Genomic DNA, 23,812 nt, shown 5'->3' with positions numbered 1-23,812 from the left:
GGTGTCTCCCCTTCCGGTTAAGAATTAAGCGTCCCTTCCTCCCCACCGGGAGTATTCCCTTTGCGCAATAGACTGCGCTGTTTCGCAAAAACATATTGGACCACCAAATCCTGGTCACTTGGAAAAATATCGAGGAATTCAACACCGGATACGTAAAAGAGGCCCTCGTCATCGCATTCCATGCCTACTCGTTTCACTTCGCCCCACAATTGCAGGGTCTCTTGATTCAAGGGTAGATCAATGACCAGTTGTAGCCCTGCTTTTAACGGGGTCTTGTTGATCAAGCACAAACCACCGCCCGATAAGTCACGCACCCGCGTCTCTTCCCACTCCCACTCACCCATTGGCTTCGTTTCATCGGCCCGGGCGAATTTTGTTAAAATGTTGACGGGAACACGAAAAAAATTACGCCGCTGGATTTTGTCGATATGGAGCGGTTGCTTGATCTTCATCAACCGTGACGATACCCCTTGGGTCATCACGGTGCCGCGGTAACGCCAGATCGTCGTCTCCGTCACCCGGTAAAATTCCAGTTGCTCATTGGTATTGATGATCATGATCCGCTCTTTGTTGCGCGGTACATCAAGAAACAGCACTTCATCGGTAATCGCTCGGACCTGGCTTTGATAGGCACCTCGGTACGTATTCCGATCAGAAACCATGAATTCCAGTTGATCATTGATTTTTAACTGATGCCCACTCAACGATAAAGCCCCCTAGAACAAAATGGTGCGTCTGCGTAGATTTACGTTAAGTAGAATACCAATGCAGGCCATATTGGTGATCATCGCTGACCCGCCATAGCTGACAAAAGGCAAGGGAATCCCGGTCACCGGCATAATACCGATCGTCATACCGACGTTGATCATAATATGAAAAAGAAACATCGATAAGATCCCGATCACCAGTAAGGAGCCATAGATATCGCGGGCATCACGGGCAATACGCAATCCACGGACGATCAAGATGAAAAAAAGCAATAGCAAACCGAAAACACCAGCAAAGCCCAATTCCTCACCGACGACCGAAAAGATAAAGTCCGTATGATGCTCCGGCAAAAAGTTAAGCTGTGCTTGGGTGCCGTTAAACAATCCCTTGCCAAAAAGACCGCCGGAACCAATGGCGATCAGCGACTGGCGAATATGATACCCGGTACGTACCGGATCGAGATCGGGATTGATAAAAATAATCAGCCGGTTGATCTGGTATTCTTGCAAAGGCAGCGGCAATCCCCACTGGAAATGGGCATATAAAGAAAAGACGATCACAACAAGTCCACCAGTGATCAGTGACGTTAGAATGCGCTTATTCGCGCCTGCGGCATACATCATCCCAATCATAATGGCAATTAAGACCAGCGATGTCCCCAGATCGGGTTGCTTGAGGATCAGCAGCATCGGTACGGCCACATAGGCAAAGCAAGGCAAGAGCTCTTTCAACGTATTCAGTTGGCCCTGTCGGCGTGCCAAGAAATCAGCGAACGTAACGATCATGATTAATTTCGAGAACTCCGACGGCTGAAACTGAAAGGCGCCGATGTTCACCCAGCGAACCGCACCGTTCACATTGATCCCGATAAAAAAGACTGTCATCAGCAGCAAGAGATTCGCCGCATAGATGTACCAGGAAAAACGGGCCATCGTTTGATATTGTACGAAAAGAAAGCTGCCGGCCAAGGTAATGCCGATCAGCATCCAGGTTGCTTGTTTGCGTACAAAGTCAAGGGGCTCCCGCCCGACATTGGAAGAGGCACTGCTCAAGATGATCAGACTAAAGGTCAACAGCAAGAAGACGCTCACAAGCAACGTAACATCGATGTTTTTTATTCGTTTGAGATCCAATGGCCTTCCTCCAGCAATTGATCGTTAATTCCCTTCGTCATCGGTACGGCGTCCTTAATCCATAAGTATAGGTGAAAAGCATCCCCATGAAAAGGCCTCTCTTGCCCGGAACGGGTGAGAGGCACTGGTTCATTTATGTTTAGTTCTGGCTTGTGTTTGGTTCTGGCTTATGTTTGGTTCTGGCGCTTGACGCCGATGACGGGAATATTGGCGACCAGGGCCATGGCCTGATCTTCCTGACTGAAGCTGACATCGAGAGAGCGAACATCGATTTCAAGATATTTGGAGATCACACGAATCAAGTCTTCTTTTAGATCATCTAAAATTTCGGGAGAAATGTTGCAGCGATCATGTACAAGTACCAGGCGCAGTCGCTCTTTGGCGATGGATTTACTGCCGGTTTCTTTGCCAAAAACGCGGTTGATGAAGTCGATCATTGCCATGGATACCTTCTCCTTTTCTCTACTCCTCACCCTTTGCCAAAAATCTTGCGCAACTTATCGACCAGACCTTGCGGTTCATCTAAATTCATCAAGGGGACATCATGGCCGGTGATGCGCTGTGTGATATTGCGGTAGGCTTGCCCTGCGCGGGATTTGGGATCAAGGATCGCCGGCTCACCTTTATTGGTGGAGATGACGATGGTGTCATCTTCGGGAACTACACCAATCACATCGATGGCCAAGATGTCTACCATATCTTCAATGGACATCATGTCGCCCTGGCGCACCATTGTCGGTCGGAGGCGGTTGATGATCAGCCGCGGGTTTTTCAGATCCGATGCTTCCAGCAAGCCGACGATGCGGTCGGCATCGCGGATCGCCGAGACTTCCGGCGTCGTCACTACAATCGCTTTCTCTGCTCCGGCAACGGCGTTTTTAAAGCCTTGTTCAATACCGGCAGGACAATCGATCAGCACAAAGTCGTACTCTTGTTTCAGTTCTTCACAGAGCTTGACCATTTGCGTTGGATTGACGGCCGTTTTGTCTTTGGTCTGGGCCGCCGGCAACAGGCTGAGGCGTCCGTCGGGAAAACGTTTGTCTTTGATCAACGCTTTGCTGGCGGTGACTTTTCCGGAGGTAACATCGACAATGTCGTAAACGATGCGATTTTCCAGCCCCATAACTACATCGAGATTGCGCAGTCCAATATCGGTATCGATCAGAACGACTTTGTAACCTAATGAAGCCAGACCTGTTCCAAGATTGGCCGTCGTTGTGGTTTTACCCACGCCGCCTTTGCCCGATGTAATAACAATGACTTCCCCCATGCATGCTCCTCCTTCTGTATTCAACCGATGGATTTTACGGGGCCAAACTGGTATTGCTCGATCGTCACCACACCATCACGAATACGCGCAACTTCCGGCTGATCGGGCAGTGCGTTGTCATCGTCAGGCGGTCGGGTAATGTGGTTGGCAATACGCAATTGTACAGGGCGTAAGCGCAACGCTGTCACAATCGCGCGATCGTCACCCATCGCACCGGCATGGGCTACGCCGCGAAAAATCCCCATCACGATGATATTACCGCCGGCGATCACTTCGGCACCGGGATTGACATCACCTAAAATGATCACATGCCCAGGATAACGAACGGTCTGACCCGAGCGCAACGTGCGCTGGATCACCAGTGCCTGCTCATCGCCGCCTTGGGTGTTGATGGCATTATCTTCGGCCGGGTCAGGCTCTACTGCTTCCGCCGGCAGAGGTGCAGGCGTTACAGCCGGTGGCACCGTGGAAACAGCCGGTGTTTCGATAATACTCGCTCGCCTTGGACTCAGCACGGATGATTGTTCCCCTTTATCTTTAGATTCATAAAGCTGGTTGGCGATCTGGTAGATGCGCTCCCGATGGTCTTGCGGTATCACTTCATCTTCGCTTTGGTTTTCCGGTTGTTCCCATGTATGAATGCTCCGCAAGATAAGGCCATAGGAGGGAAAAAGTCGTCGAATGATGGTGTGCTGTTCTTCCGTTAGTTGACGCCAACCAACATCAACGCTGACGCTGGCACCGACGAGAAAACTGTCGGCAGCGGCCAGTTTGTGTTCAATGGCCCTGGCCAGTTCCTCAAAATCGCAATTTCCATCGAGATAGAAGGTTAGTCCGTCTTTGCCGCCTTTAATAATGATATCGGGATTCTTCATCGGTCTTCCTCTCCGAAGATTTCCATATCTTTGCCAGTTGTACGATTGAATTCTACATAGTTGTGAGTTTTCCTTCCCACAAGCATCGTAAAAGTTATATTTCTGCCTTACATCCTTATTCTTCGACCCGTCCAGCCGGCATAATGCTGGCATGATTCGATGACTTCAGACCAAAATATTGCTCGAAAACGGACCGAGCCACCAGACCGGCCGACGTGCCGCCATGGCGACCGTATTCAACGATGCCGGCAAAGGCAACTTCCGGGTTGTCGTAGGGGGCAAAGGCTACAAAAACACCTTGGTAGTCTCGCTCTTTATCATCACCGACCTGGCCGGTTTCGGCCGTACCGGTTTTCGCAGCGACTTTAAACGGAAAGTCGCTAAAGAGAAAGTGGGCCGTGCCTCGTGGTTCCGTAACGGCCAGCATGGACCGACGAACTGCCGCCATGGTTTCCGGTGAAACGGATACTTTATTGATCAAGGTCGGTGCAAACTTCTGAATCACTTTTTGATCTTGCGATTCGATGCGATCGACCAGATAGGGTTGGTAACGATTGCCGCCGTTCGCCAAGGTGGCCATGTAGTTGGCCAGTTGTAACACCGTAAATTGGTTGCGGCCCTGACCGATGGAGGTATTGTATGTTTCAAAAGCTTGCCAGTACGGCCAGTAGGTCATGTCATTGTTGTAATCTTGCTCAATGACGCGGCGCAACTGCGCATCTTTTTTACGGATTTTTTGTTTTTCTTCTTCGGTGGCGGCCGCTTGCAGTTGTTCTTCCGTGCGTTTTTGCAATTCCAGCAAGCGCGCTTTATAGCGATTGCTGGCGTACGAACTGCCCCAAGCTCGCTTCCAATCTTTACCAGGCAGCAATCCCTGTTCCTCACCGGGTAAGAGTACGCCCGTTTCCTGACCAAGGCCAAAGTCACGGGCCACGCGGCTGATGTTATCGATACCGGCGCGCCGTCCGGCTTCTTGCATATAGACGTTGCAGGAGCCGGCCATGGCTGAGTTCAGGTTAACGGGACCGTGCACGGACCAGCAACGGATATAGGGTTTTTCCCAATAGGCGCCGGTGCAGGTCATGTACTCATCCGGCGTCAAGCGGCCGGAATCGAGGGCCGCCATGGCCGTTATCGGTTTAAACGTCGAGCCTGGCGGGTACGTCGCTTGAATGGCGCGATTGATATGGGCCGGTGGGCTGGAACGGAAATAGTAGTCGGCCGTCGTTTGATCGAGTTTGCCGATAAAGTCATTGGGGTTCAACCCCGGCCGCGAAACCATAGCCAGGATCGCGCCGGTACGGACATTGATCAATACACCGGAACCGGCCTGGGCTTTGGGGTTTTCTGCTTGCACGCGCTTCAGCACTTCGTCCATGGCGTCTTCCATGGCTTTTTGCACTTTCACGTCAATCGTCATGACCAGGCGGTTGCCTGGTTCGGGAACTTGGCTGTAAAACTGCTGAATCGGCCGATTGAGATAGTTCACTTCGACTTGCTGATAGCCGTCCTGGCCGCGCAAGTATTTTTCGTAGGCCTTTTCCAAACCGAATTTACCGATCATTTCGCCAAGCCGGTAATTCTCGTCGTTATTACGCTTAAGTTCATCCGCGCTGATCTCGCGAACGTAGCCAAGCAAGTGGCCGGCCATTTGGGTGCCTTCGTAGGGCGGATAGTAGCGCAGGGGGCCTTTTTCCACTACGATGCCGGGCAATTCCGCACGGCGCTCTTCGATCAACGCCACTTCCGATTCGGTCAGTTTGGTTTTGATCAACACCGGCTCATACATGCGCGTTTGCATCGTTTTGATCTGGCCGCGAATGTAATCGGGAGTGATTTTAGGGTCATTGGCGCCGAGAATTTGAGCCAGTTTCTCAATGACTTCGTTTTGCGTATTTTTATCTTTGATGTCCAGGTGCGTTAAGTAGACGCTGTACACCGGCACCGATGTGGCCATCACGACGCCGTTTTGATCGACAATGTCACCGCGCATGGCCGGAATCGGCAAGAGTTTCACCCGGTTTTCTTCGGACGTGGCTTGGTATTCCGCGCCGGCGATAAACTGCAGGTAAAACACTCGCAGGAGCAGCAAGCTGAAAACGGTGATGGCGATAAGAATAAAGATGCGTAAGGTATGTTCGAATTCTTTGCGTTTGTTCGTAACTACCGGGTCGGCGCTTAGGTCGTGACCGTAATCATCATTTAAGGGTGATGGTGCGAACTTCATGCGCCCAACTCTTCCTTCCTGATCCACCAGCGGTTGGCCGCGCGGTAGATGGGTTTATACAGCAGCGGCATCAGTACGGTATTGTAGATGGTCTCGGCGATCATCGTCAGCAGCAACGTCGTCAAAGGGATTTCAATGCCGGCATACCGGCCAAGGGCAAAGGCCAGCAAGCTATGGATGACGGTTCCGGTGGCAATGCTGATCAGCGGTACGAACAAGTTTTCTTTGTACAGTCGACTGGCCAGCAAACCGATCAGCCAACTGGTACCGGCAAAACTGAGGCTGTGAAAACCGATATACCGGGCGGACAGCAGATCGAGAAACAGTCCAGCGCCGGCGCCATAAAGGAGACCCCGCTGCCCACCGACGAGGAGGGTCGTCAAGATCACTTGCATCAAGATGAGATTAGGATGGGTGCCGTAAATCTCAACATGGGGCATGACTGTGGTCTGGAGCACGATGTTAAACAGCAAGAGGACCGCCCAGATAAGATGCCGCACTTATCCCTCTCCCTCCTGACTGATCACTTTTTGAATGACAAAGACCTCTTCCAAACGTTGAAAATCAACGGCCGGGCGAATCATGGCGCGCTTCGTCAAGCCGTTGGGCTCCGGTTCGCTGCCGGTAATATAACCGATGCGCAGGCCCCGCGGATAAATCGCTCCCAGACCGGAGGTGATCACCAACTGCCCTTCCTGCACCGCGGCGTCGCGGCGCAAGTGGATCATCTGCAGTTGGCTGTTGACATCATTACGAGCTTCCACGATACCCGGTTCGCGCGTCGTCTGCAGCATACCCGGTACAGGACCTTCTTTATCAATGATCAACAGCACATGAGCGCTGCGGGGATTGACGGAGGTGACGTGACCGATCACGCCGTCGTTGTTGATCAACACCATGCCGGGAGCTACACCGTCTTCGCTGCCGCGATCGATGGTGACGGCGTTAAACCACGATTCGGGATCGCGGGCAATCACCCGTGCCCCTAAAAGCTGCAGGTTTTTTTCTTTTTCTTGTTTAAACGCCAGCAAATCACGGAGGCGCAGGTTTTCCAGTTGGTACTGCGTCAACTGACTGTTTAAGCGGCGTAATTCACCGTTTTCACGGCGCAACGCTTCGTTTTCTTCTTTGATTTGCTTATAGTTGACGACCGACTGTCCCAGTGCGCCGATTTGGTCGGTCACGATGGTGGCTCCTTTTTGCAAGGGTGCGAGCAGGGCTTGCGTATAGCGCTCGATACCGGTAGCTTCCCGCTCACCGCCGGTTGTACGCAGCAGCACCAGTCCCAACAGTAAACCTACAACAACGGCGATCCCTAGTTTTTTTTCGTGCATCCGGAACAACAGGCTTTCCCCTTTCCCTTCCCTCTCCTCTACGAATTAACCAAGTCGTTTGTTGGGCAAAAGGACGCGTCTGAGAGCAGGGATATTTTCCAGTACCCGGCCTGTCCCTAGGGCAACGGCCGAAAGGGGTTCCTCCGCAATATAAACGGGCATGCCCGTTTGGATGCTGACGAGCCGGTCAAGACCGCGCAACAGAGAGCCGCCACCGGCCATGACGATGCCATGTTCCATCAAATCCGAAGCCAGTTCCGGCGGCGTTTTTTCTAAACAAACGCGAATGGCGTCGATGATCGACATCACCGTTTCAGCCAAGGCTTTTTGAATCTCTTCGGCAGTAATCGTCACGGTCTTGGGGAGGCCGCTGAGGAGATCACGGCCGCGCACATCAAATTTAGCATATTGATCTTCTCGGCGTTCCAGATAGGCCGAACCGATTTGAATCTTGATCTCTTCGGCCGTCCGTTCGCCGATGGCCAGGTTGTACTGGCGCTTGATGTACTGGGTGATGGCTTCATCCATTTCATCACCGGCCACGCGGATCGATTTGGAGGTCACGATGCCGCCGAGGGAAATCACGGCGACTTCGGTGGTGCCGCCGCCGATATCGACGATCATGTTGCCCGTCGGTTCATGGACCGGCAGCCCGGCACCGATGGCGGCGGCCATCGGCTCTTCAATCAAGTAGGCTTCTTTGGCACCGGCTTGCATGGCCGCTTGTTTGACGGCGCGCTCTTCCACGGCGGTGACGCCGCAGGGCACACAAACCACGACGCGTACGCGCAAGATGATGCCGGCACCGGCCAAGGCTTTGCGAATAAAGTACTTAAGCATGGCCATCGTAATATCAAAATCAGCAATGACGCCGTCTTTCATGGGCCGGATGGCGACGATGTTGCCCGGCGTGCGGCCGATCATTTGTTTGGCTTCTTCACCGACGGCCAGTACGGCGCCGGTATCGCGCTGAATCGCCACAACCGACGGTTCACGCAAGATAATTCCTTTGCTTTTAATATGGACAAGCGTATTTGCCGTACCAAGATCAATACCCAGGTCTTTGGTAAACATCATGTTCTCCTTATATTTTATCGTACGTTAGAGGTATCCCAGTTCTTTTAAGCTGGCATAACGATTGTCACCGATGATCACGTGATCAAGCACTTCAATGCCGAGCAGTTTGCCTCCTTCGGCGAGGCGCTGGGTTATTTCTCGGTCTTCCCGCGAAGGAGTCGGGTCGCCGCTGGGGTGATTATGTACAAGAATCACGGCGGCGGAACTGCGGCGGATTAAAGCTTTAAACAGTTCCCTGGGGTGAACAATCGAAGAAGCCAGGCTGCCTACGGAAATGGTTTCGATGGCCAGTACTTGGTTTTTCGTGTTCAGGGCGATGGCGCGAAAATGTTCTTTATCGAGGTAACGCATTTCTTCCATGACCAGACGGCTGGCATCGCCGGGCGAACGGATGGCGCTGCGCTGTTCCGGTGCCGTCGTTGCGATGCGCCGCCCCAGTTCCACAGCCGCTTTGATCTGGCTGGCTTTGGCCAGCCCCAGCCCTTTGATCTGCTGCAGATCCTGAAGGTCACTTTCCGCCAGATAGCGTAGGCCTCCCCGGTGCAGTATGCGCTGGGCCATATCAACAGCCGTTTCTCGTTGGCCGCCGGTTCCCAGCAAAATGGCCAAGAGCTCTGCATTGTTCAATGCTTGTGGTCCGGCACAGGCCATGCGCTCACGGGGGCGCTGGTCTTCCGGCAAGGATTTGATCGTCAAGTGATATTCTCCCATAATGCCCTCCCTTAGGGCGGGATTGGTGGAGATCATTGCCGTATCAAGTCAGGGTCGCACGCTGCGATTGTTCCCGCGCTGCTCCTTGTTGTAGTAATGAGATCTGCCATCGCCGCATCAAGCGGTCGAGGGCGACAAGGGGCAAACCAACTACATTAAAATAGTCACCGTCAATGCGTTCCACGAGTAACGCCGCTAAGCCTTGAATGCCATAGGCACCGGCTTTGTCCAGGGGATCACCGGTGGCTACATAGGCAGCAATATCGGCTTCATCCAATTGGCGAAAGGTCACCATCGTTGTTTCCGCGCCGGTCACCGTGGCCACCGGCTGTCCGTCATGAACTTCAATCAAAGCCAGACCGGTGATCACCTGGTGAGATTGTCCGGAAAGACGGCGCAAGGTACGGAAGGCGTCGTCCGCGTCACGGGGCTTGCCCAGCACGGTACCTTCATGAACAACGATCGTATCAGCGCCGAGGATCAGCCCCTCACCGGTGCGGCGGGCCACTTCGTTCGCTTTGCCTTCGGCCAAGGCGATCGCTTGTTCCCGTGGCGGTAAGTGGTCGACGCCGGCTTCGACAAAATTACTGGGGACGATTGTAAAGGACAAGTGTAAATCCGTGAGCAGTTGCCGTCGTCGCGGCGACGCCGATGCCAGAATCAGGTGCACCACTTCACCTCCCACTGTTGCCGATTGGCGAAGAAAAAGAAGGCGACGACAGTTCCGCCGCCTTGGAACAATTTCGATTTCATGGGGCAAACCAAGTTGACTTTACAGTATCCTTCATAACTCAAGTTGAATTCGTCAATTCTCAATAAAATCCTGCCGGTTTGGTTCATTTCTTCTTAACTCGACAAGTTTCTATCCACCCCGTTGGTGATCGCTTCACTTTCCCCCGGTTCTCCCTGCCAAGTTGTTTCTGCTTCTTCCATGGCCATCCACTGCATCTGCTGGCGCAATCCTGCACCGATGCGCAACTTCTTCGATAGGGGGTAGGGCCAACTGGTTAAACTATGCCAAAGTCCCATCGAATCAACCTCCCCGTTTCACCTTCGCTACTGCGGCAACAGTTGACTGTGGCGAGCGATAATCTCGATCAGTTGCACCAGTGCCTGTACACCATAGCGCATCGGTTCTTCCAACAGTTGTCCTTGCTCGTCCACCGTGCCGAGCCCCGGCGCGATTTCAATATTACCTTCGCAAGCGCTGGCCGGAATAATGCCCATCTGGGCCAAACCGGTTTGCAAGATGTTCGTACCGGCATACATGTCTTCGACAGTGAAAACCGGCAAACCGCAGCTTGCTTTTTTCCACGTTTTTTCATAGTTGATTTCGATCAGTCCGCGGTTATAGGATTTACTGATTTCGATGTCTTGCCGTAATGACGGTGGCAGTTTAGCGAATTCTTGCTGCACAATCGCTTCCAATTGATCCACCGGCCCCGTTACACTTTCCGGCCGTTCGTGAAGCATGCGTAACGCTTGCGCCTGCGCCAGCAAAGCGGCTTTGCTCGGCAAGACAAAATCATAGCCGGCTTTGCCGAAACTGGCCGTGGTTCCCCAGCGATCACTGTGCATGCCTAAGGCGCGCCGTATCGTGACCATGGTGCTTTCCCGGCCAATGATCAATCCCGTGTTCATCGCACCGACGGCTTCCATCGCACAGATGATCAGATCGGCCTGGACTTTACGAGGATCAGTGCCGATAAAGGGCATACCGGCCGTATTGTTGATCAGGTAGGGCACACCGTATTCGGCAGCCACCTCACCGATGCGTTTTTGCAGTACCGCAGCGCCTTGTTCATCTTTAAGGTTGTATCCGTATCCGGGCGTATCGTAGCCCAGCGAAGCAAAACCGCTGAGATGAGGGCCGTGAACTTCCGCCGCCAAGGCGATTTGCTCAATCGCTTCCTCCGGATCGACTTCCGTTAAAAAGGGGACCGGATGCTGTTTGATCCCATGGACTGGATAATCGGCACCGGCCAAGGGGACGATGACCATATCCAGATTGGTTAGTCGTTTTCCTTGCAGGCCCTGCTCGCCTGCTGTCGTGCCGCGGTCAGCAAAGAGATCTTTATACCGGGGCGGAAAGGGCCGGCCGTAGGCACCGTGATGGTGCAGTTGCTTTTCATAGGGAAGAATGTAGCAGGCGCGATAGCTGTCGCCGCGCCCCAGATGGGGCGGCGTAAAGAGCGTATCCATACAGAGCCAGAGGGCGGCTTCACAGGTGTTGACGGGAGCTGCATCCCAGTCATCGCCATAGCCTGCCTTCACCATTTCACGGATTTCATCCACAATTTTGGCTAACGGAATGGCTTGGCTGTTGCCCTTGGTGATGGCTTCGGCAATGTCATTGCGGAGCGGCGAAGGACAACCGGCCAAGGTGCGGGAAAGACCAATGCGGCCCCGCAAATGGGCCGGGATGCCAAGATCATCGGCAGCTTTGCGGGCTTCCGCGTAGATCTGGGGAATGCTCATTTGTAAATGCTTATAGAGTTGAAATTTATATTTTGGCTTGACCATGTTCTCCTCCTTTTCTTGGTTAGTTTCACCTCCTCTGGCGGGAATCATGTACTAAAAAAACACCGTTTTTGCCCGAAGACAAAAACGGTGTTTCGCTGATCATGTAATTAAAAAATAACGCCATCAAAATAAGAATCACGTTGATCTTAAAACAAGTTCACAAAAAACAAGGTCAACGCTGCCACTGCCGCTGCCGAAGGAATGGTCAACACCCAAGCGGTGACGATTTGCTTGGCGACAGCCCAGCGAACGGCTAAGAGGCGCTTGGCCGAACCGACACCCATGATGCAGGAGGAAACGACGTGTGTTGTGCTGACGGGCATGCCCAGCAACGTGGATCCGTAGATTACGCTGGCCGAGCTTAAGTCAGCGGCAAAGCCATTGATCGGCTCTAGTTTCACAATGCGTCCGCCCATGGTGCGAATGATTTTCCAGCCGCCTACGGCTGTGCCTAAGGCCATGGCGATAGCACAAGCCAAGGTGACCCAGAAAGGAACTTCGAACTTCGGTATCAACCCGGCACCAAAAAGGGCCATGGTGATGATCCCCATCGATTTTTGCGCATCGTTCGAGCCATGGGAAAAGGCACCGGCCGTTGATGCCAGGATTTGCAGCTTGAGAAAAACGCGATTGATGTGGCTTGGTGTTTGCCGGCGCATGAGCCACCACAGTGCGGTCATGACCAGGTACCCTACGGTCAAGCCGATCAGCGGGGAAAGCACTAAGAAAGCTACCACTTTGATCACACCGGCTGTTTTCAAGACGCCAAAGCCTTGGCTGGCTACGGCTGCACCGACCAAACCGCCGATCAAGGCATGGGAGCTGGAAGAAGGAATGCCGTAATACCAAGTTAACAAGTTCCAAAAAATCGCTGCAATCAAGGCTGCAAACAGCACGTGCTGGGTCACGGCCGCCGGCATCACGATATCAGAACCGATGGTTTTCGCGACGGCCGTTCCGGAAAGGGCGCCAATAAAATTCATGACGGCCGCAAGGCCGATGGCAAAAGACGGTGTCATGGCCCGCGTCGACACAGATGTGGCTACGGCATTGGCCGTATCATGAAAGCCATTGATGTAGTCGAAAAGCAGTGCCAGAAGTACAACGACAAAAATAGCCAACTCGGCACTAGGCATATTTCATTGTAACCCCTTTAGTAATTTTTCCAACGTGCTCACAAACATCGATGCTGTCTTCCACACGCTCCCAGATTTCTTTCCATTTGATCAATTCGATCGGATCGGCGCATTCGTTGAAGAGGCGGGCCATACCTCGGCGATACAAGCGATCGCCTTCGCTTTCGCAGCCTTTGATGATCGCACATCCGGCCAGGATCTTATCGGTTTCCTTGGGCATGTGCCGGAGCATCTTGATCACATCGACGAGGGTGCTCGTTGATTTCACCAGTTGATCAACGAGATGAACAAAGTCTTCTGTTGGTTCTTCCGTGTGATAGAGGTGCATGCGCTCAATCGTACCGTGAACGCCGTCGAGAATATCATCTAAGCGATTGCTTAACAGATAGATATCTTCCCGATCAATGGGGGTGATGAAAGTGCGATTGAGTTGATCGGCAATTTTGGCAGTTACATCATCGCCTTTGTGCTCTACTTCGGTGATTTCCGCCGAGCGTACGCTGATCTGGTGATAGTCATCCATTAGCGTACGAAAAATGCGGGCTCCCTGGGCTACGAGCATTGAACTTTCTTCCAGTAAGTCAAAGAACTTATTTTCTCGCGGTTTCAAAGACAGCACAGTTTCTCTACCTACTCCCTTATTTCCGTATAAGCGGCCTTGCTTCCCTTTTCCAGGACTGGTGATCCATCCTTCGCTTTACCGCCTTCACAATTATAACAACAAGGAGATGATTCGGGAAACTACTTATTTCGACAAAAGTTTGTGTAAATGTTATGGCAATGTTAAGTTTTTGCGAGTTTCAGTTAACAAAAGGTAAATTCGGGGGTTGTTTGCCGGTGCAAAATCACGTGCCGAGCCTCGGCGATCATGTATAAGGAACCGGTAACGACGACAATGCCATCGACAGCCCGGGCGGCTTGGTCGGCCTGGGCGATCGCTTGATCGATCGCTGCTTCCACGTGAACTTGCGAACAATAGAGGCTAACGGCAGCGGCCAGTGTGGTCCAGTTACCGGCACGGGGACTGTTGGGTCGCGTAACGATCACTTGTTCGGCCAGCGGTGCCAGTATGGCCGCCACAGCGCTGCGCTCTTTGTCACTGAGCATGCCCAGTACAAAAATCTTGCGCCGGTCCCGGTAGGGCGGACGTTGCAGCGTTGCTGCCAGCGTTTCGGCGCCGGCCACGTTGTGGGCTCCATCAATAAAAAAGCGGCCAATGCGCTCTTGTCGCCCGGGCCACTTCGCTACGGCCAACCCTTGCTCCAGGTGCGACGGCGTCCAGGTAAAGCCTTGCTCGGCTGCTACTTCTAACAGCGCTATGGCCGTCGCGACGTTGTCACGCTGATGGGCACCGCTTAGGGGTGGAACGATCGGTTTATAGGTGTGCAGGCGGCCACGAACGAGGATCGCCGCTTCTGTCGTTGCGACGGACCAGCTAACATCGCTCATCATACAGGAAGGTTCGACGTCGTCACCGTCGGTGCTGTTCAATGGATTGCCTTTTTCCGGTGCTTTTTCTTGCACATGAATGAGCGGCGCCCCTTGCGATTGCGCTTTCTGGCGGATCACCGCAAGCACCTGGGGATCTTTGGTGGCTGTAACGATCGGAACCTGCTCTTTGATGATGCCGGCTTTGACCTTGGTGATCGCTTCCACATCGTGGCCTAGGTACTCCATGTGATCCATCGATACATTGGTGATGGCCGCGACGATGGGCCGAATCACATTCGTTGAGTCAATGGCACCGCCGAGGCCCACTTCGATCACGGCAATATCCACATGGCACCGTTGAAAATACAACAAGGACAGCGCCGTCCACACTTCAAACTCCGTGGGATGTTCAAAGCCGTCGGCCACCATGGCCTCGATGTGGGGACCCATTTCTTCGATCAGATCGGCCATATCGTCAGGGGCAATGGGCCGGCCGTCAATGCGCGTACGTTCCGTATAACAATGCAAATGGGGCGACGTAAACAAACCGGTACGATAACCGGCTGCTTGCAGCACCGCCGCTGTCATGACGGCCGTTGAGCCTTTGCCATTGGTGCCGCCGATGTGCATAAAGGCCGGCGCACCTTGCTCCGCCCGGTGGGGATCACCAAGCCGCCGGAGCAGCTCGGTAATCCGTTGCAGGCCAAGGTTAAAGCCGAACTTCGTCAATTCCTGCAGGTAGTGAAGGGCTGACGCAAACCGCGTCGTCGCCGCCGGGGTGTGCCGTTCTTGTTCACCGGCATCATCATGCTTGCCGGTACTCATAGGTTTTGCAGTGCATCGAGCCGCTCTTGCAGGGCGGCTTTTTTCTGCTCTGCATCGGCCAGTTTTTCTTTTTCTTTGGCGATAACCTCCGCCGGTGCTTTCGCGACAAAACCGGCATTGTTTAGTTTACCGCTGAGGCGTTTGATTTCATTCTCCGCATTGGCCAATTCTTTGCTCAAGCGGGCGATTTCTTTGTTGATATCGATCAGATCTTTGAGCGGCAAGAAGATCTGGACGCCGCTGACGATGGCGGTGACAGCGCCCGACGGTGCCGGTGCCGGCAGCATCGCTACGGTGACGGCCGTCGCACTGCCTAAGTTTTGGATGTAGCTGAGACCGGCTTCAATCACTTTTTGGGTCCCTTCATCGGCGACATGCAAAATCACGGCCGCTTTTTTACCGGGAGCCACGTTGAGTTCAGCCCGCAGATTGCGGATCGCCCGGATCACTTCCATGATCAAGCTCATTTGCGCTTCCGCTTCACTGTCCTGCGCTTCTTCGCTTAACCGTGGCCAGGGCGCGCGCATGATCGTCTTACCGTGGCGCGGCAGCTGCTGCCAGATTTCTTCGGTCAAGAAGGGCATGAAGGGATGGAGCAGTTGCATCGTGCCGCGCAACACATGGATCAACACTTTTTGGGCTGCATAGCGCGCTTGTTCGGGATCGCCGGAATTGTCCTTGCCAAAGAGACGTGGTTTGGCCAGTTCAATGTACCAATCACAGAACTCGCTCCAGAGGAATTCATAGATCCGTGACGCCGCATCACCGACATCGTAACTGTCGAGGGCTTTGGTGACATCATCGACGAGGTGTGCATACCGGGAGAGAATCCAGCGATCCGCCAAGGTCCGTTCCCCATGGGGTTGGTGCGACTCATAGCCGTCCAGATTCATCAGCACAAAACGGGCGGCATTCCAGATCTTATTGGCAAAGTTGCGGGTGGCGTCAAGCCGTTCCATGTGAAAGCGAATATCGTTCCCCGGTGTATTGGCGGTAACCAACATGAAGCGCAGTGTATCGGCGCCGTACTTTTCGATCACTTCGATGGGATCGATGCCGTTACCGAGTGATTTGGACATTTTGCGCCCTTGGGCGTCCAAGATCAGGCCGTGGATGAATACTTCACGAAAGGGCACTTCGCCCATGAATTCCATGCCGAGAAAGACCATGCGGGCGACCCAGAAAAAGATGATGTCGCGGCCGGTGACGAGCACGGACGTGGGATAGTACCGCTCGAGGTCGGCCGTTTTTTCCGGCCAGCCCAAGGTGGAAAAAGGCCAAAGACCGGAGGAGAACCATGTATCGAGCACATCGGGATCTTGCTCGAAATGGGTAGCACCGCACTTGGGACAAACTTCCGGTACACCGTCGGCGGTGCCGCAGTAGAGGTAGTCGCAATCATCGCAATACCAAACGGGAATGCGGTGGCCCCACCAAAGTTGGCGCGAAATGCACCAGTCACGGATATTTTCCAACCAGCCCAGATAAATCTTGCTGAAACGCTCCGGCACAAAGCGGAGGCGGCCGTCATGAACGGCTTCCATGGCCGGTTCCGCCAAGGGCTGCATGCGCACAAACCACTGGGGCGAGACCATGGGTTCCACGACGGTATCGCAGCGGTAGCATTGGCCGACGGCGTGGATGTGTTCCTTGATGTTGACGAGGTAGCCTTGGGCTTCCAGATCGGCTACGAGCTGCTTGCGGCAAGCATAGCGCTCCATCCCGGCATAAGGACCGGCCGCTTCGTTCATGTAGGCTTCTTTGGTCATTACGTTGATCTGGGGCAATTGATGGCGGAGGCCGACTTCAAAGTCATTGGGATCATGAGCCGGTGTAATTTTGACGACGCCTGTGCCAAAAGCCGGATCGACGTAAGCATCGGCGATGACCGGAATGGCCCGGTCCAGCAGCGGCAAGCGCACCATTTTGCCGATCAAATGCTGATAGCGGCTGTCGTCGGGATGAACGGCCACGGCCGTATCACCAAGCATCGTTTCGGGGCGCGTCGTTGCTACGACCACTTCTCCTTCGCCGTCGATGACGGGATAGCGGATGTGCCAAAGATGGCCGCCGCGCTCTTGGTGCTCTACTTCGATGTCGGAAATGGTCGTCTGGCATTTGGGGCACCAGTTGATGATGCGGTGACCGCGATAGATCAAGCCTTTTTCAAAGAGGCGGATGAACACGGCTTGTACTGCTTCCGAGCAGCCTTCGTCCATGGTAAAGCGTTCCCGGCTCCAGTCGCAGGAGGTACCCAGTGTCCGCAATTGCGTCGTGATTCGGTTGCCATATTGATGCTTCCAGTCCCAGACGCGCTCTAAGAACGCTTCCCGGCCCAGATCATATTTAGACACGTTTTCTTTGGCCAGCGCTTCTTCCACTTTGGCTTGGGTGGCGATGCCGGCATGGTCCGTTCCGGGCACCCAAAGCACGTTAAAACCTTGCATGCGCTTATAGCGAACAAGAATATCTTGTAAGGTGTTATCGAGAGCGTGACCGAGGTGCAAGCTGCCGGTGACATTCGGCGGCGGCATCACGACGGAAAAAGGCTGCCCGGGATGGTTGGGGTCGGCCGTAAAATAGCCTTGTTCTTGCCAATGATCATACCACTTTTTTTCTACTTGACCGGGATCGTAGGTAGTCGACAAGCCGCTTGCGGCCTTTTGGGATGTTGTCAACGTCGGTTCCTCCTTATTTTTCCTGACACCTTATTTTTCCTGACATCTGGTGGCCGCAAAAAAAAAAGAAAAAGCACTCCACCCCTCAAAGGGCGGAGTGCTCCGCGGTACCACCTTTGTTCCGTCGTTCCAAGCCGATCGCTCCTGGCGATCGCTTGTTCCTGCACGGCGCTTGAGCAGACGGTAACGGGTCCAACCGGCCGGTTTGTCCGGCACTCAAGGGCGACTTCCATCGCGCCACCCGACGATCTTTCAGCCTAGGATCGTCTCTCTGCGGGGTTAAAGCGATGTACTCCTCCCTATCTTCGCATTTTCGTTGTGATTTTACCCTTTTTTGAAGGTTTTCGTCAAGATCTCTTCCGCAGCCGTATGGGGATCGACAGTGCGCCCCATTACCTGATCCTGCAGCGCTTGCCACTCGCCGGTTTTTTGCAGTTGGTTGCGGATCAGATCACGAATGTGATGCTCCATGATTTCGGCAAATTCCGCTTTTAATCGTTCTTGCCGTTCCGTTGTGAAGCGTCCTGATTCGTTCAAATATTCATGGTGGCTGTCGACCGCTTTTATTAATTTGTCGACGCCTTCATTGCGCACGGTGATCGTTTTGACGACGGGCGGGCGCCAGGGCAAGCTCCCCTGCGGATGGTTGTGCGCTGCCAGATCAAGCATCACTTCCACTTCGGTAACAACGCGATCGGCGCCAAGCAAATCAGCTTTGTTGATCGCAAAGATGTCGGCAATCTCCATGATGCCGGCTTTGATCGCTTGAATCGAATCACCGGCACCGGGTGTCAAGACGACGATGGTTGTATCGGCGGCCGTCATAATTTCCAGTTCGGACTGACCGACACCGACGGTCTCGACGATGATGATGTCACAGCCAAAGGCGTCAAGGATTTTGATCGCTTCTTTGGTGGAGCGCGAAAGGCCGCCAAGGCTGCCCCGGGTGCCCATGGAGCGAATAAAGACGTTGCGGTCCGTATAGTGTTCATTCATGCGAATGCGGTCGCCAAGCAATGCGCCGCCCGTAAAAGGACTGGTCGGGTCGACAGCGATGACGCCGACTTTTTGGCCGCGCTGCCGGTACTGGCTGATGATCTGATCGGTCAAGCTTGATTTGCCGGCTCCGGGGGAACCGGTAATGCCAAGAATATAGGCCTTGCCTGTATGGGGGTAAATGGCTTTTAAGATTTCGGTCTTCTGGTCGCCATTGTTCTCCACCAGGGAGATCATTTTGGCGGCAATGCGACGGTCACCGGCCAAAAGGGCTGGAACGTGTTCGATCATGAGGGTCCACCGCCTTGTCTTCGATCTGAGACGTTGTCAACAACAATCGACAATGTTGCCGTCCATTTGTTCTGCGCAAAGTCAGAAAAATCCTTCTTTCTGGCTCAAAATCTGGCAGTTTCGGCGATATTACTTTGGCCCGAAAATCATGTAGATGCCAAAGGTAGCCAGCGCAGTAGCCACAATCAGTGCAAAGACGATGGCGAGCATCTTGCCGATGGAAAAACCGGAAGAGCCCATCCGTTCATTGATGGCTTTGGCATTGCCATTTGGATTGGCTTTGGGAAAGGGCGGCTTGGTGGTTCGTCCCCGGTCGACGGTAGCGGCACTTTCCTGTGCCGCCGGACGCAGCCGGGCGATACTTGACGAGCGACTGGCGTCAAAGTCACAGATCAGCGGCACGTCGTCTGGCGTTTCACCGGATGTTTTGGCGTTCGTACCGGTACCTGACGTTTCCGCTCGATTCTTTGGTTCCAATCGATCCGGTTGCTCAAGTCGATCTTGTTGCTCCAAACGCGGTGCAGCAATGACCGAAAAAAAGTTCGGTCGCCCCGGCTCACTTTGCAAGATCACGCCGGACGGCGGTGGTTGAATCGCCGGCGGCACCACCGGAAGCTGAACTGTCTTTTCTTGCCAGGAAGGAGGATTTTGGCTACGTTGCGACGAATTCAGATTGCCACTGGTCATTTGAATCGTTTGCCATTCCGGAATCGCCACGATCGTCTCTTGCTGCCAACCGTACATGGCTTCGCTCGGCGCTTTGGGATCGACAATCCAGGCAATGTGCCACGGTTTGGTAAAGTAAGTTTGTTGAATCGTCAGATCCGATTCGGTAAAACGAGCACCGCTGCCAGGATGGCTATGAACCCATCCCAAAACGGACATATTATCGTAGGAACTGCGCAATCGATCCCATTCTTGCCAAGTAGCACTGGTAAACCAGACGCGATTTGCTATAATTTCAGCATGACGTGCCGGTAGCATCGCTTCAATACGGGCTAATCCATAAATTTTGCTGCGTTTTTCTTGAAAATATACATTACCCAGAAGCAGTCCGCCCGAAACTTGGTCAGTTTTTTCGAGCCAACTGGCTACTTCTGTCGCTACTTTTTCCGTTATCTCAATTTTTAACCGCTCAATGCGGGTTTCTTCGGACAAATTGCGACACCCTTTCGATCCATGCTTTCACTAATTATAGCTTTTATTGCATCTCGATACAATTGTTCTGTTTTTTCTCCTATTCTAAACTGATAATTATGCGTGCCAGGAGGGTTACTATAATGGATCCATTGCAGTCATTCATTGCAACGGCCGGTACGGTCGTGCTCGGCTATCTCGTGGTCAAGACGGTGCTCAATTCCGGTATCAAATCGATCAAGTATGAGGAAGCCAAGCCCTTGCTGGCGCAAAAAAATAAAACGCTCCTGTTGGACGTACGCACGCCGACGGAGTTTGCCGGCAGGCACGCCAAGGGGGCGCTCAATATTCCCTCAGGCGATCTGAAAAATCGTCTCGCTGAATTGGACAAGTATAAAGATAAAACTGTGATTGTCATCTGTGCTTCCGGTGCACGCAGTGCTTTAGCTGCCCGCACCTTGCACAAAAACGGTTTCACCGATGTACTTAATTTTTCCGGCGGCATGACCGAGTGGCGTGGTGAAACCCAATAAACTTCCCCCATTCAGAAAGGCGGTTCATTTGATGAAAAAACGTTTAACCATACCGCAACTGCAAACGTACAAGCAAGAAGGCAAGAAAATCCGTGTAATCACAGCGTACGATTATCCTTTTGCCCATCTGGTCAATGGTAGCGACATCGAGATCATCCTTGTCGGTGATTCTCTTGGTATGGCCGTCCTGGGCTATACCAGCACGGTTCCTGTTACGATGGAGCAAATGCTGCATCACTGTCGCCCCGTTGTGGCCGGTGCCCCCGATACGATGGTCTTTGCCGACTTGCCTTTTGGTTCGTACAACGTTTCTATTGAACAGGCGATTACTAATGCCAACCGCTTCATGCAAGAAGGCGCCGTGGACGGTGTCAAACTGGAAGGCGGGGTGCGCATGGCCCGCACGGTGGCGGCCATCGTGGAAGCCGGCATTCCGGTCATGGGGCATATTGGCTTGACGCCGCAAACGGCCACACAGTTGGGCGGATTTAAGGTACAAGGCAAAGATGAAGCGACGGCACGGCAACTCATCGAAGACGCGCTGGCCTTGGAAGCGGCCGGCGTTTGCAGCATCGTTCTGGAATGCGTCCCGGCACCGCTGGCTGCCGAGATTACCGGGCAGCTCAAAGTGCCCACGATCGGCATCGGTGCCGGTCCTGATTGTGACGGTCAAGTCTTGGTCATTCATGATCTGATCGGTATGTATGATCGCTTTGTTCCCAAGTTCGTCAAACAATATGCGCAAGTCGGCCAGACGATCAGCCAAGCCTTAGCGGAATACGCCCAGGATGTGGCTACGGGCCGCTTTCCCGATGCTGACCACTCGTTTGGCCTGCATCGCGAGCGTGATGAGTCGCGTCGCCTCTACTAGAAAGGTGGTTCGCTATGCGTATCGCCGTCATCGGCGCCGGTGCCATGGGCAGTCTCTATGCTGGGTTTCTGACGTTGGCCGGCCAAGATGTTTGGGTTATTGATACCAAAGATACCCTGGCAACGCGCTTGTCGGAAACCGGGGTAATGATCGCGGAAGGCAATGATTCCATCTCGCTGAAAATCCAAGCTACCACCTGCGCTGCCGAGGTTGGCCCTGTCGATCTGGTGATCATCCTGGTCAAAGCACCGGCAACCAAACGGGCACTGGCTTCGCTGCCGCCGCTGCTTGCTGATCATACGGTGGTACTTTCGCTCCAAAACGGTATTGGACACCAAGAGTTGATCCGAAATGCTGTTGGTGCCAAGCGAACACTGGTCGGCACTACTTCCTTTGGGGCCGCTGTGATTGAGCCCGGTTATATTCGCTTATCGGGCCGCGGCACGACCTTGATCGGCGAACTGGACGGAACGGTGACACCACGGGTTACCGCTATTGCGGAGGTCTTTACCCAAGCCGGGCTGCATGGCCTGGTCTCCTCCGATGTGCAACAGGCGATCTGGAACAAGCTGTTGGTCAATGTCGGGATCAATGCCTTAACGGCGTTGCTAGCGGTCCCGAACGGTGTGCTGCTGGAACGGCCGGAACTGCTATCCTTGATGGAGAAAGCTGTACAGGAAGGCCAAGCCGTAGCCTTAGCCTCGGGTGTAACAACGGATCCGCAAATCGTCGAGCGCACCAAGGAAATCGCTTTTCGCACCGGAGCGAATCTTTCCAGTATGTATCAAGATATCAAAGGCCGGCGTCCAACGGAAATTGAAATGATCAACGGTGCCATCGTCGCTTTTGGCCAGGCCAACGGTGTACCCACACCGGTCAATCAAGTGCTTACCCATTTGGTTCGAGCGTTTGCAGGGAAATCACAGGCAGTGGGTATACTACCTCTGAGGTGATGGACTGGTGGATGTGCGTATTTCGATCATCGGTACCGGTTTTGTTGGGGCAGCGACGGCTTTTTCCTTAGTCCAAGCCGGCAGTGCCTCGGAAATTGTGCTCGTTGACATTGATAAGCAAAAAGCGGAAGGCGAAGCGATGGATTTGCTCCATGGCGTTTCCTTTGTGCAGCCCGTTGATGTGCGTGCCGGCGAACTGGCGGACTGTCGTGGTTCGCGGATTGTCATCTATACGGCCGGTGTGAATCAAAAACCGGGCGAAACACGGCTTGATCTGGCGGCCAGAAATTTGGCGATTTTACGTCAGACCTTGCCGCCATTGATCGCCGCCTGTCCTGATGCGCTTTTTTTGTTCGTCGCTAACCCCGTAGATATTTTGACTTATGCTGCTTTAAAGTGGAGCGGGCTGCCCGCGGAGCAGGTAATCGGCTCCGGAACGGTCCTGGACAGTTCACGGTTACGGATGCATCTCGGCCAGCACTTTGGTTTTGATGCCCGTAATGTCCATGCCTATGTCGTCGGTGAGCATGGCGACACGGAATTGGTGCTCTGGAGTTTAGCCAATGTGGCCGGTGCTGATCTGTCGCACGTCGACCCTTTGGGACGGCCGCCGCTTAATCGCGAGCAGGTATTTGCCGATGTGAAAAACGCTGCTTATCGGATCATCGAACGTAAAGGGGCGACCTATTACGCCATTGCGCTGGCAGTAAGGCGGATCGTCGATGCGGTGTTGCGTGACGAGCGGTCCATTCTTACCGTATCCAGTTTGGTCAACGGCCCTTATGGATTGCACGATGTTTGTTTAAGCCTTCCGTGCTTGGTGACGTCAGAAGGGCGAAAACAGATTCTGGAATTGCCGATCACAGCAGAGGAGCAAATAGCCTTGAACGCCAGTGCTGTCCATCTGGCTACATTCTCCAAAGAGTTGGGATTATAAATGGTAAAACAGCCGATTTCCTGCACGGAAATTGGCTGTTTTATTTTTCTGTGCCGGAATCGTACTGTGGGTGCTTGCGTTATTCCATTCTAAAGAGTACGATACAAGGTGTTGTTTTATTCCCCACGGATATTGGTGGGGATCTGCTATTTCAGTTTGTATCCAG

23 protein-coding genes and 1 other annotated feature are annotated in these 23,812 nt (G+C 53.4%); of the genes, 4 read left to right on the top strand and 19 right to left on the bottom strand.

Annotated elements, in window-relative coordinates:
• Positions 1-17: 17 nt before the first annotated feature.
• From EDD73_RS03225 to EDD73_RS03130, 19 genes are all read right to left on the bottom strand, one after another.
• Positions 18-704 (bottom strand): flagellar brake protein, encoded by a 687-nt coding sequence (locus tag EDD73_RS03225; RefSeq protein WP_131918269.1) that lies wholly within the window; start codon positions 702-704, stop codon positions 18-20.
• 12 nt (positions 705-716) lie between these two features.
• Positions 717-1,841 carry a rod shape-determining protein RodA gene (rodA, locus tag EDD73_RS03220; protein WP_131918267.1) on the bottom strand — a complete coding sequence of 375 codons (1,125 nt, stop codon included), beginning with the start codon at positions 1,839-1,841 and terminating at the stop codon, positions 717-719.
• A gap of 167 nt (positions 1,842-2,008) precedes the next feature.
• The gene (gene minE / locus EDD73_RS03215; protein WP_131918322.1) at positions 2,009-2,278 is read right to left on the bottom strand and encodes a cell division topological specificity factor MinE; all 270 of its coding nucleotides are present in this window, start codon (positions 2,276-2,278) and stop codon (positions 2,009-2,011) included.
• 32 nt (positions 2,279-2,310) lie between these two features.
• Positions 2,311-3,111 carry a septum site-determining protein MinD gene (minD, locus tag EDD73_RS03210; RefSeq protein WP_131918265.1) on the bottom strand — a complete coding sequence of 267 codons (801 nt, stop codon included), beginning with the start codon at positions 3,109-3,111 and terminating at the stop codon, positions 2,311-2,313.
• 20 nt (positions 3,112-3,131) lie between these two features.
• Positions 3,132-3,986 carry a septum site-determining protein MinC gene (gene minC / locus EDD73_RS03205; RefSeq protein WP_165876292.1) on the bottom strand — a complete coding sequence of 285 codons (855 nt, stop codon included), beginning with the start codon at positions 3,984-3,986 and terminating at the stop codon, positions 3,132-3,134.
• Between the two features lie 115 nt (positions 3,987-4,101).
• On the bottom strand, positions 4,102-6,213 hold the full coding sequence (mrdA, locus tag EDD73_RS03200; RefSeq protein ID WP_131918260.1) for a penicillin-binding protein 2: 2,112 nt from the start codon (positions 6,211-6,213) through the stop codon (positions 4,102-4,104).
• Positions 6,210-6,713, bottom strand: coding sequence for a rod shape-determining protein MreD (gene mreD / locus EDD73_RS03195; RefSeq protein WP_131918258.1), 504 nt, complete (start codon positions 6,711-6,713; stop codon positions 6,210-6,212). Before mreD ends, mrdA begins: the two co-directional genes overlap by 4 nt.
• On the bottom strand, positions 6,714-7,547 hold the full coding sequence (gene mreC / locus EDD73_RS03190; protein WP_243116773.1) for a rod shape-determining protein MreC: 834 nt from the start codon (positions 7,545-7,547) through the stop codon (positions 6,714-6,716).
• A gap of 45 nt (positions 7,548-7,592) precedes the next feature.
• On the bottom strand, positions 7,593-8,624 hold the full coding sequence (locus EDD73_RS03185) for a rod shape-determining protein (protein WP_131918254.1): 1,032 nt from the start codon (positions 8,622-8,624) through the stop codon (positions 7,593-7,595).
• A 24-nt stretch (positions 8,625-8,648) separates the two neighbouring features.
• Positions 8,649-9,335: a RadC family protein gene (radC, locus tag EDD73_RS03180; protein WP_131918252.1), complete on the bottom strand. Its 687-nt coding sequence runs from the start codon at positions 9,333-9,335 to the stop codon at positions 8,649-8,651.
• A 43-nt stretch (positions 9,336-9,378) separates the two neighbouring features.
• Positions 9,379-10,005, bottom strand: coding sequence for a Maf family protein (locus EDD73_RS03175; protein ID WP_243116770.1), 627 nt, complete (start codon positions 10,003-10,005; stop codon positions 9,379-9,381).
• Between the two features lie 176 nt (positions 10,006-10,181).
• A complete protein-coding gene (locus tag EDD73_RS03170; protein WP_131918250.1) occupies positions 10,182-10,364 on the bottom strand; it encodes a hypothetical protein in 183 nt (60 codons plus the stop codon).
• A 27-nt stretch (positions 10,365-10,391) separates the two neighbouring features.
• A complete protein-coding gene (locus EDD73_RS03165) occupies positions 10,392-11,858 on the bottom strand; it encodes a hypothetical protein (RefSeq protein ID WP_131918249.1) in 1,467 nt (488 codons plus the stop codon).
• Positions 11,859-12,004: 146 nt separating this feature from the next.
• Complete coding sequence (locus tag EDD73_RS03160) at positions 12,005-12,994, bottom strand: inorganic phosphate transporter (RefSeq protein WP_131918247.1); 990 nt, start codon at positions 12,992-12,994, stop codon at positions 12,005-12,007.
• Entirely contained in the window at positions 12,987-13,613 is a 627-nt protein-coding gene (locus EDD73_RS03155) for a DUF47 domain-containing protein (RefSeq protein ID WP_165876290.1), read from the bottom strand. The genes EDD73_RS03160 and EDD73_RS03155 overlap by 8 nt, the downstream gene beginning before the upstream one ends.
• 185 nt (positions 13,614-13,798) lie before the next feature.
• Positions 13,799-15,250: a bifunctional folylpolyglutamate synthase/dihydrofolate synthase gene (locus EDD73_RS03150; protein WP_131918244.1), complete on the bottom strand. Its 1,452-nt coding sequence runs from the start codon at positions 15,248-15,250 to the stop codon at positions 13,799-13,801.
• Entirely contained in the window at positions 15,247-17,928 is a 2,682-nt protein-coding gene (locus EDD73_RS03145; RefSeq protein WP_243116769.1) for a valine--tRNA ligase, read from the bottom strand. The genes EDD73_RS03150 and EDD73_RS03145 overlap by 4 nt, the downstream gene beginning before the upstream one ends.
• Before the next feature lie 85 nt (positions 17,929-18,013).
• Positions 18,014-18,243, bottom strand: a binding site (T-box leader).
• Positions 18,244-18,252: 9 nt separating this feature from the next.
• Complete coding sequence (gene meaB, locus EDD73_RS03135; protein WP_131918242.1) at positions 18,253-19,215, bottom strand: methylmalonyl Co-A mutase-associated GTPase MeaB; 963 nt, start codon at positions 19,213-19,215, stop codon at positions 18,253-18,255.
• Between the two features lie 129 nt (positions 19,216-19,344).
• Complete coding sequence (locus EDD73_RS03130; RefSeq protein ID WP_131918241.1) at positions 19,345-20,373, bottom strand: MPN domain-containing protein; 1,029 nt, start codon at positions 20,371-20,373, stop codon at positions 19,345-19,347.
• Positions 20,374-20,495: 122 nt separating this feature from the next.
• Here EDD73_RS03130 and EDD73_RS03125 point away from each other — a divergent pair, with 122 nt between their 5' ends.
• Genes EDD73_RS03125 through EDD73_RS03110 form a run of 4 tightly spaced genes read left to right on the top strand, consistent with a single transcriptional unit; the run spans position 20,496 to position 23,646 of the window.
• Positions 20,496-20,885 carry a rhodanese-like domain-containing protein gene (locus tag EDD73_RS03125; RefSeq protein WP_131918240.1) on the top strand — a complete coding sequence of 130 codons (390 nt, stop codon included), beginning with the start codon at positions 20,496-20,498 and terminating at the stop codon, positions 20,883-20,885.
• 31 nt (positions 20,886-20,916) lie between these two features.
• The gene (gene panB / locus EDD73_RS03120) at positions 20,917-21,756 is read left to right on the top strand and encodes a 3-methyl-2-oxobutanoate hydroxymethyltransferase (protein ID WP_131918239.1); all 840 of its coding nucleotides are present in this window, start codon (positions 20,917-20,919) and stop codon (positions 21,754-21,756) included.
• A 14-nt stretch (positions 21,757-21,770) separates the two neighbouring features.
• Positions 21,771-22,709, top strand: coding sequence for a ketopantoate reductase family protein (locus EDD73_RS03115; protein WP_131918238.1), 939 nt, complete (start codon positions 21,771-21,773; stop codon positions 22,707-22,709).
• A gap of 7 nt (positions 22,710-22,716) precedes the next feature.
• The gene (locus EDD73_RS03110; protein ID WP_131918237.1) at positions 22,717-23,646 is read left to right on the top strand and encodes an L-lactate dehydrogenase; all 930 of its coding nucleotides are present in this window, start codon (positions 22,717-22,719) and stop codon (positions 23,644-23,646) included.
• Positions 23,647-23,812 lie beyond the last annotated feature (166 nt).

The sequence above is a fragment of the Heliophilum fasciatum genome (assembly GCF_004341395.1).
GTDB classification, from domain to species: Bacteria; Bacillota; Desulfitobacteriia; order Heliobacteriales; family Heliobacteriaceae; genus Heliophilum; species Heliophilum fasciatum.
Note: the sequence above shows the minus strand (reverse complement) of the source record. Positions and strands in the feature narration are given on the sequence as shown.

Coding starts and splice junctions, on each gene's coding strand:
- minE (WP_131918322.1), bottom strand. CDS start 2,278: ATGATCGACTTCATCAACCGCGTTTTTGGCAAAGAAACCGGCAGTAAA.
- minD (WP_131918265.1), bottom strand. CDS start 3,111: ATGGGGGAAGTCATTGTTATTACATCGGGCAAAGGCGGCGTGGGTAAA.
- minC (WP_165876292.1), bottom strand. CDS start 3,986: ATGAAGAATCCCGATATCATTATTAAAGGCGGCAAAGACGGACTAACC.
- mrdA (WP_131918260.1), bottom strand. CDS start 6,213: ATGAAGTTCGCACCATCACCCTTAAATGATGATTACGGTCACGACCTA.
- mreC (WP_243116773.1), bottom strand. CDS start 7,547: ATGCACGAAAAAAAACTAGGGATCGCCGTTGTTGTAGGTTTACTGTTG.
- EDD73_RS03185 (WP_131918254.1), bottom strand. CDS start 8,624: ATGATGTTTACCAAAGACCTGGGTATTGATCTTGGTACGGCAAATACG.
- radC (WP_131918252.1), bottom strand. CDS start 9,335: ATGGGAGAATATCACTTGACGATCAAATCCTTGCCGGAAGACCAGCGC.
- EDD73_RS03170 (WP_131918250.1), bottom strand. CDS start 10,364: ATGGGACTTTGGCATAGTTTAACCAGTTGGCCCTACCCCCTATCGAAG.
- EDD73_RS03165 (WP_131918249.1), bottom strand. CDS start 11,858: ATGGTCAAGCCAAAATATAAATTTCAACTCTATAAGCATTTACAAATG.
- EDD73_RS03160 (WP_131918247.1), bottom strand. CDS start 12,994: ATGCCTAGTGCCGAGTTGGCTATTTTTGTCGTTGTACTTCTGGCACTG.
- EDD73_RS03150 (WP_131918244.1), bottom strand. CDS start 15,250: ATGAGTACCGGCAAGCATGATGATGCCGGTGAACAAGAACGGCACACC.
- meaB (WP_131918242.1), bottom strand. CDS start 19,215: ATGATCGAACACGTTCCAGCCCTTTTGGCCGGTGACCGTCGCATTGCC.
- EDD73_RS03125 (WP_131918240.1), top strand. CDS start 20,496: ATGGATCCATTGCAGTCATTCATTGCAACGGCCGGTACGGTCGTGCTC.
- panB (WP_131918239.1), top strand. CDS start 20,917: ATGAAAAAACGTTTAACCATACCGCAACTGCAAACGTACAAGCAAGAA.
- EDD73_RS03115 (WP_131918238.1), top strand. CDS start 21,771: ATGCGTATCGCCGTCATCGGCGCCGGTGCCATGGGCAGTCTCTATGCT.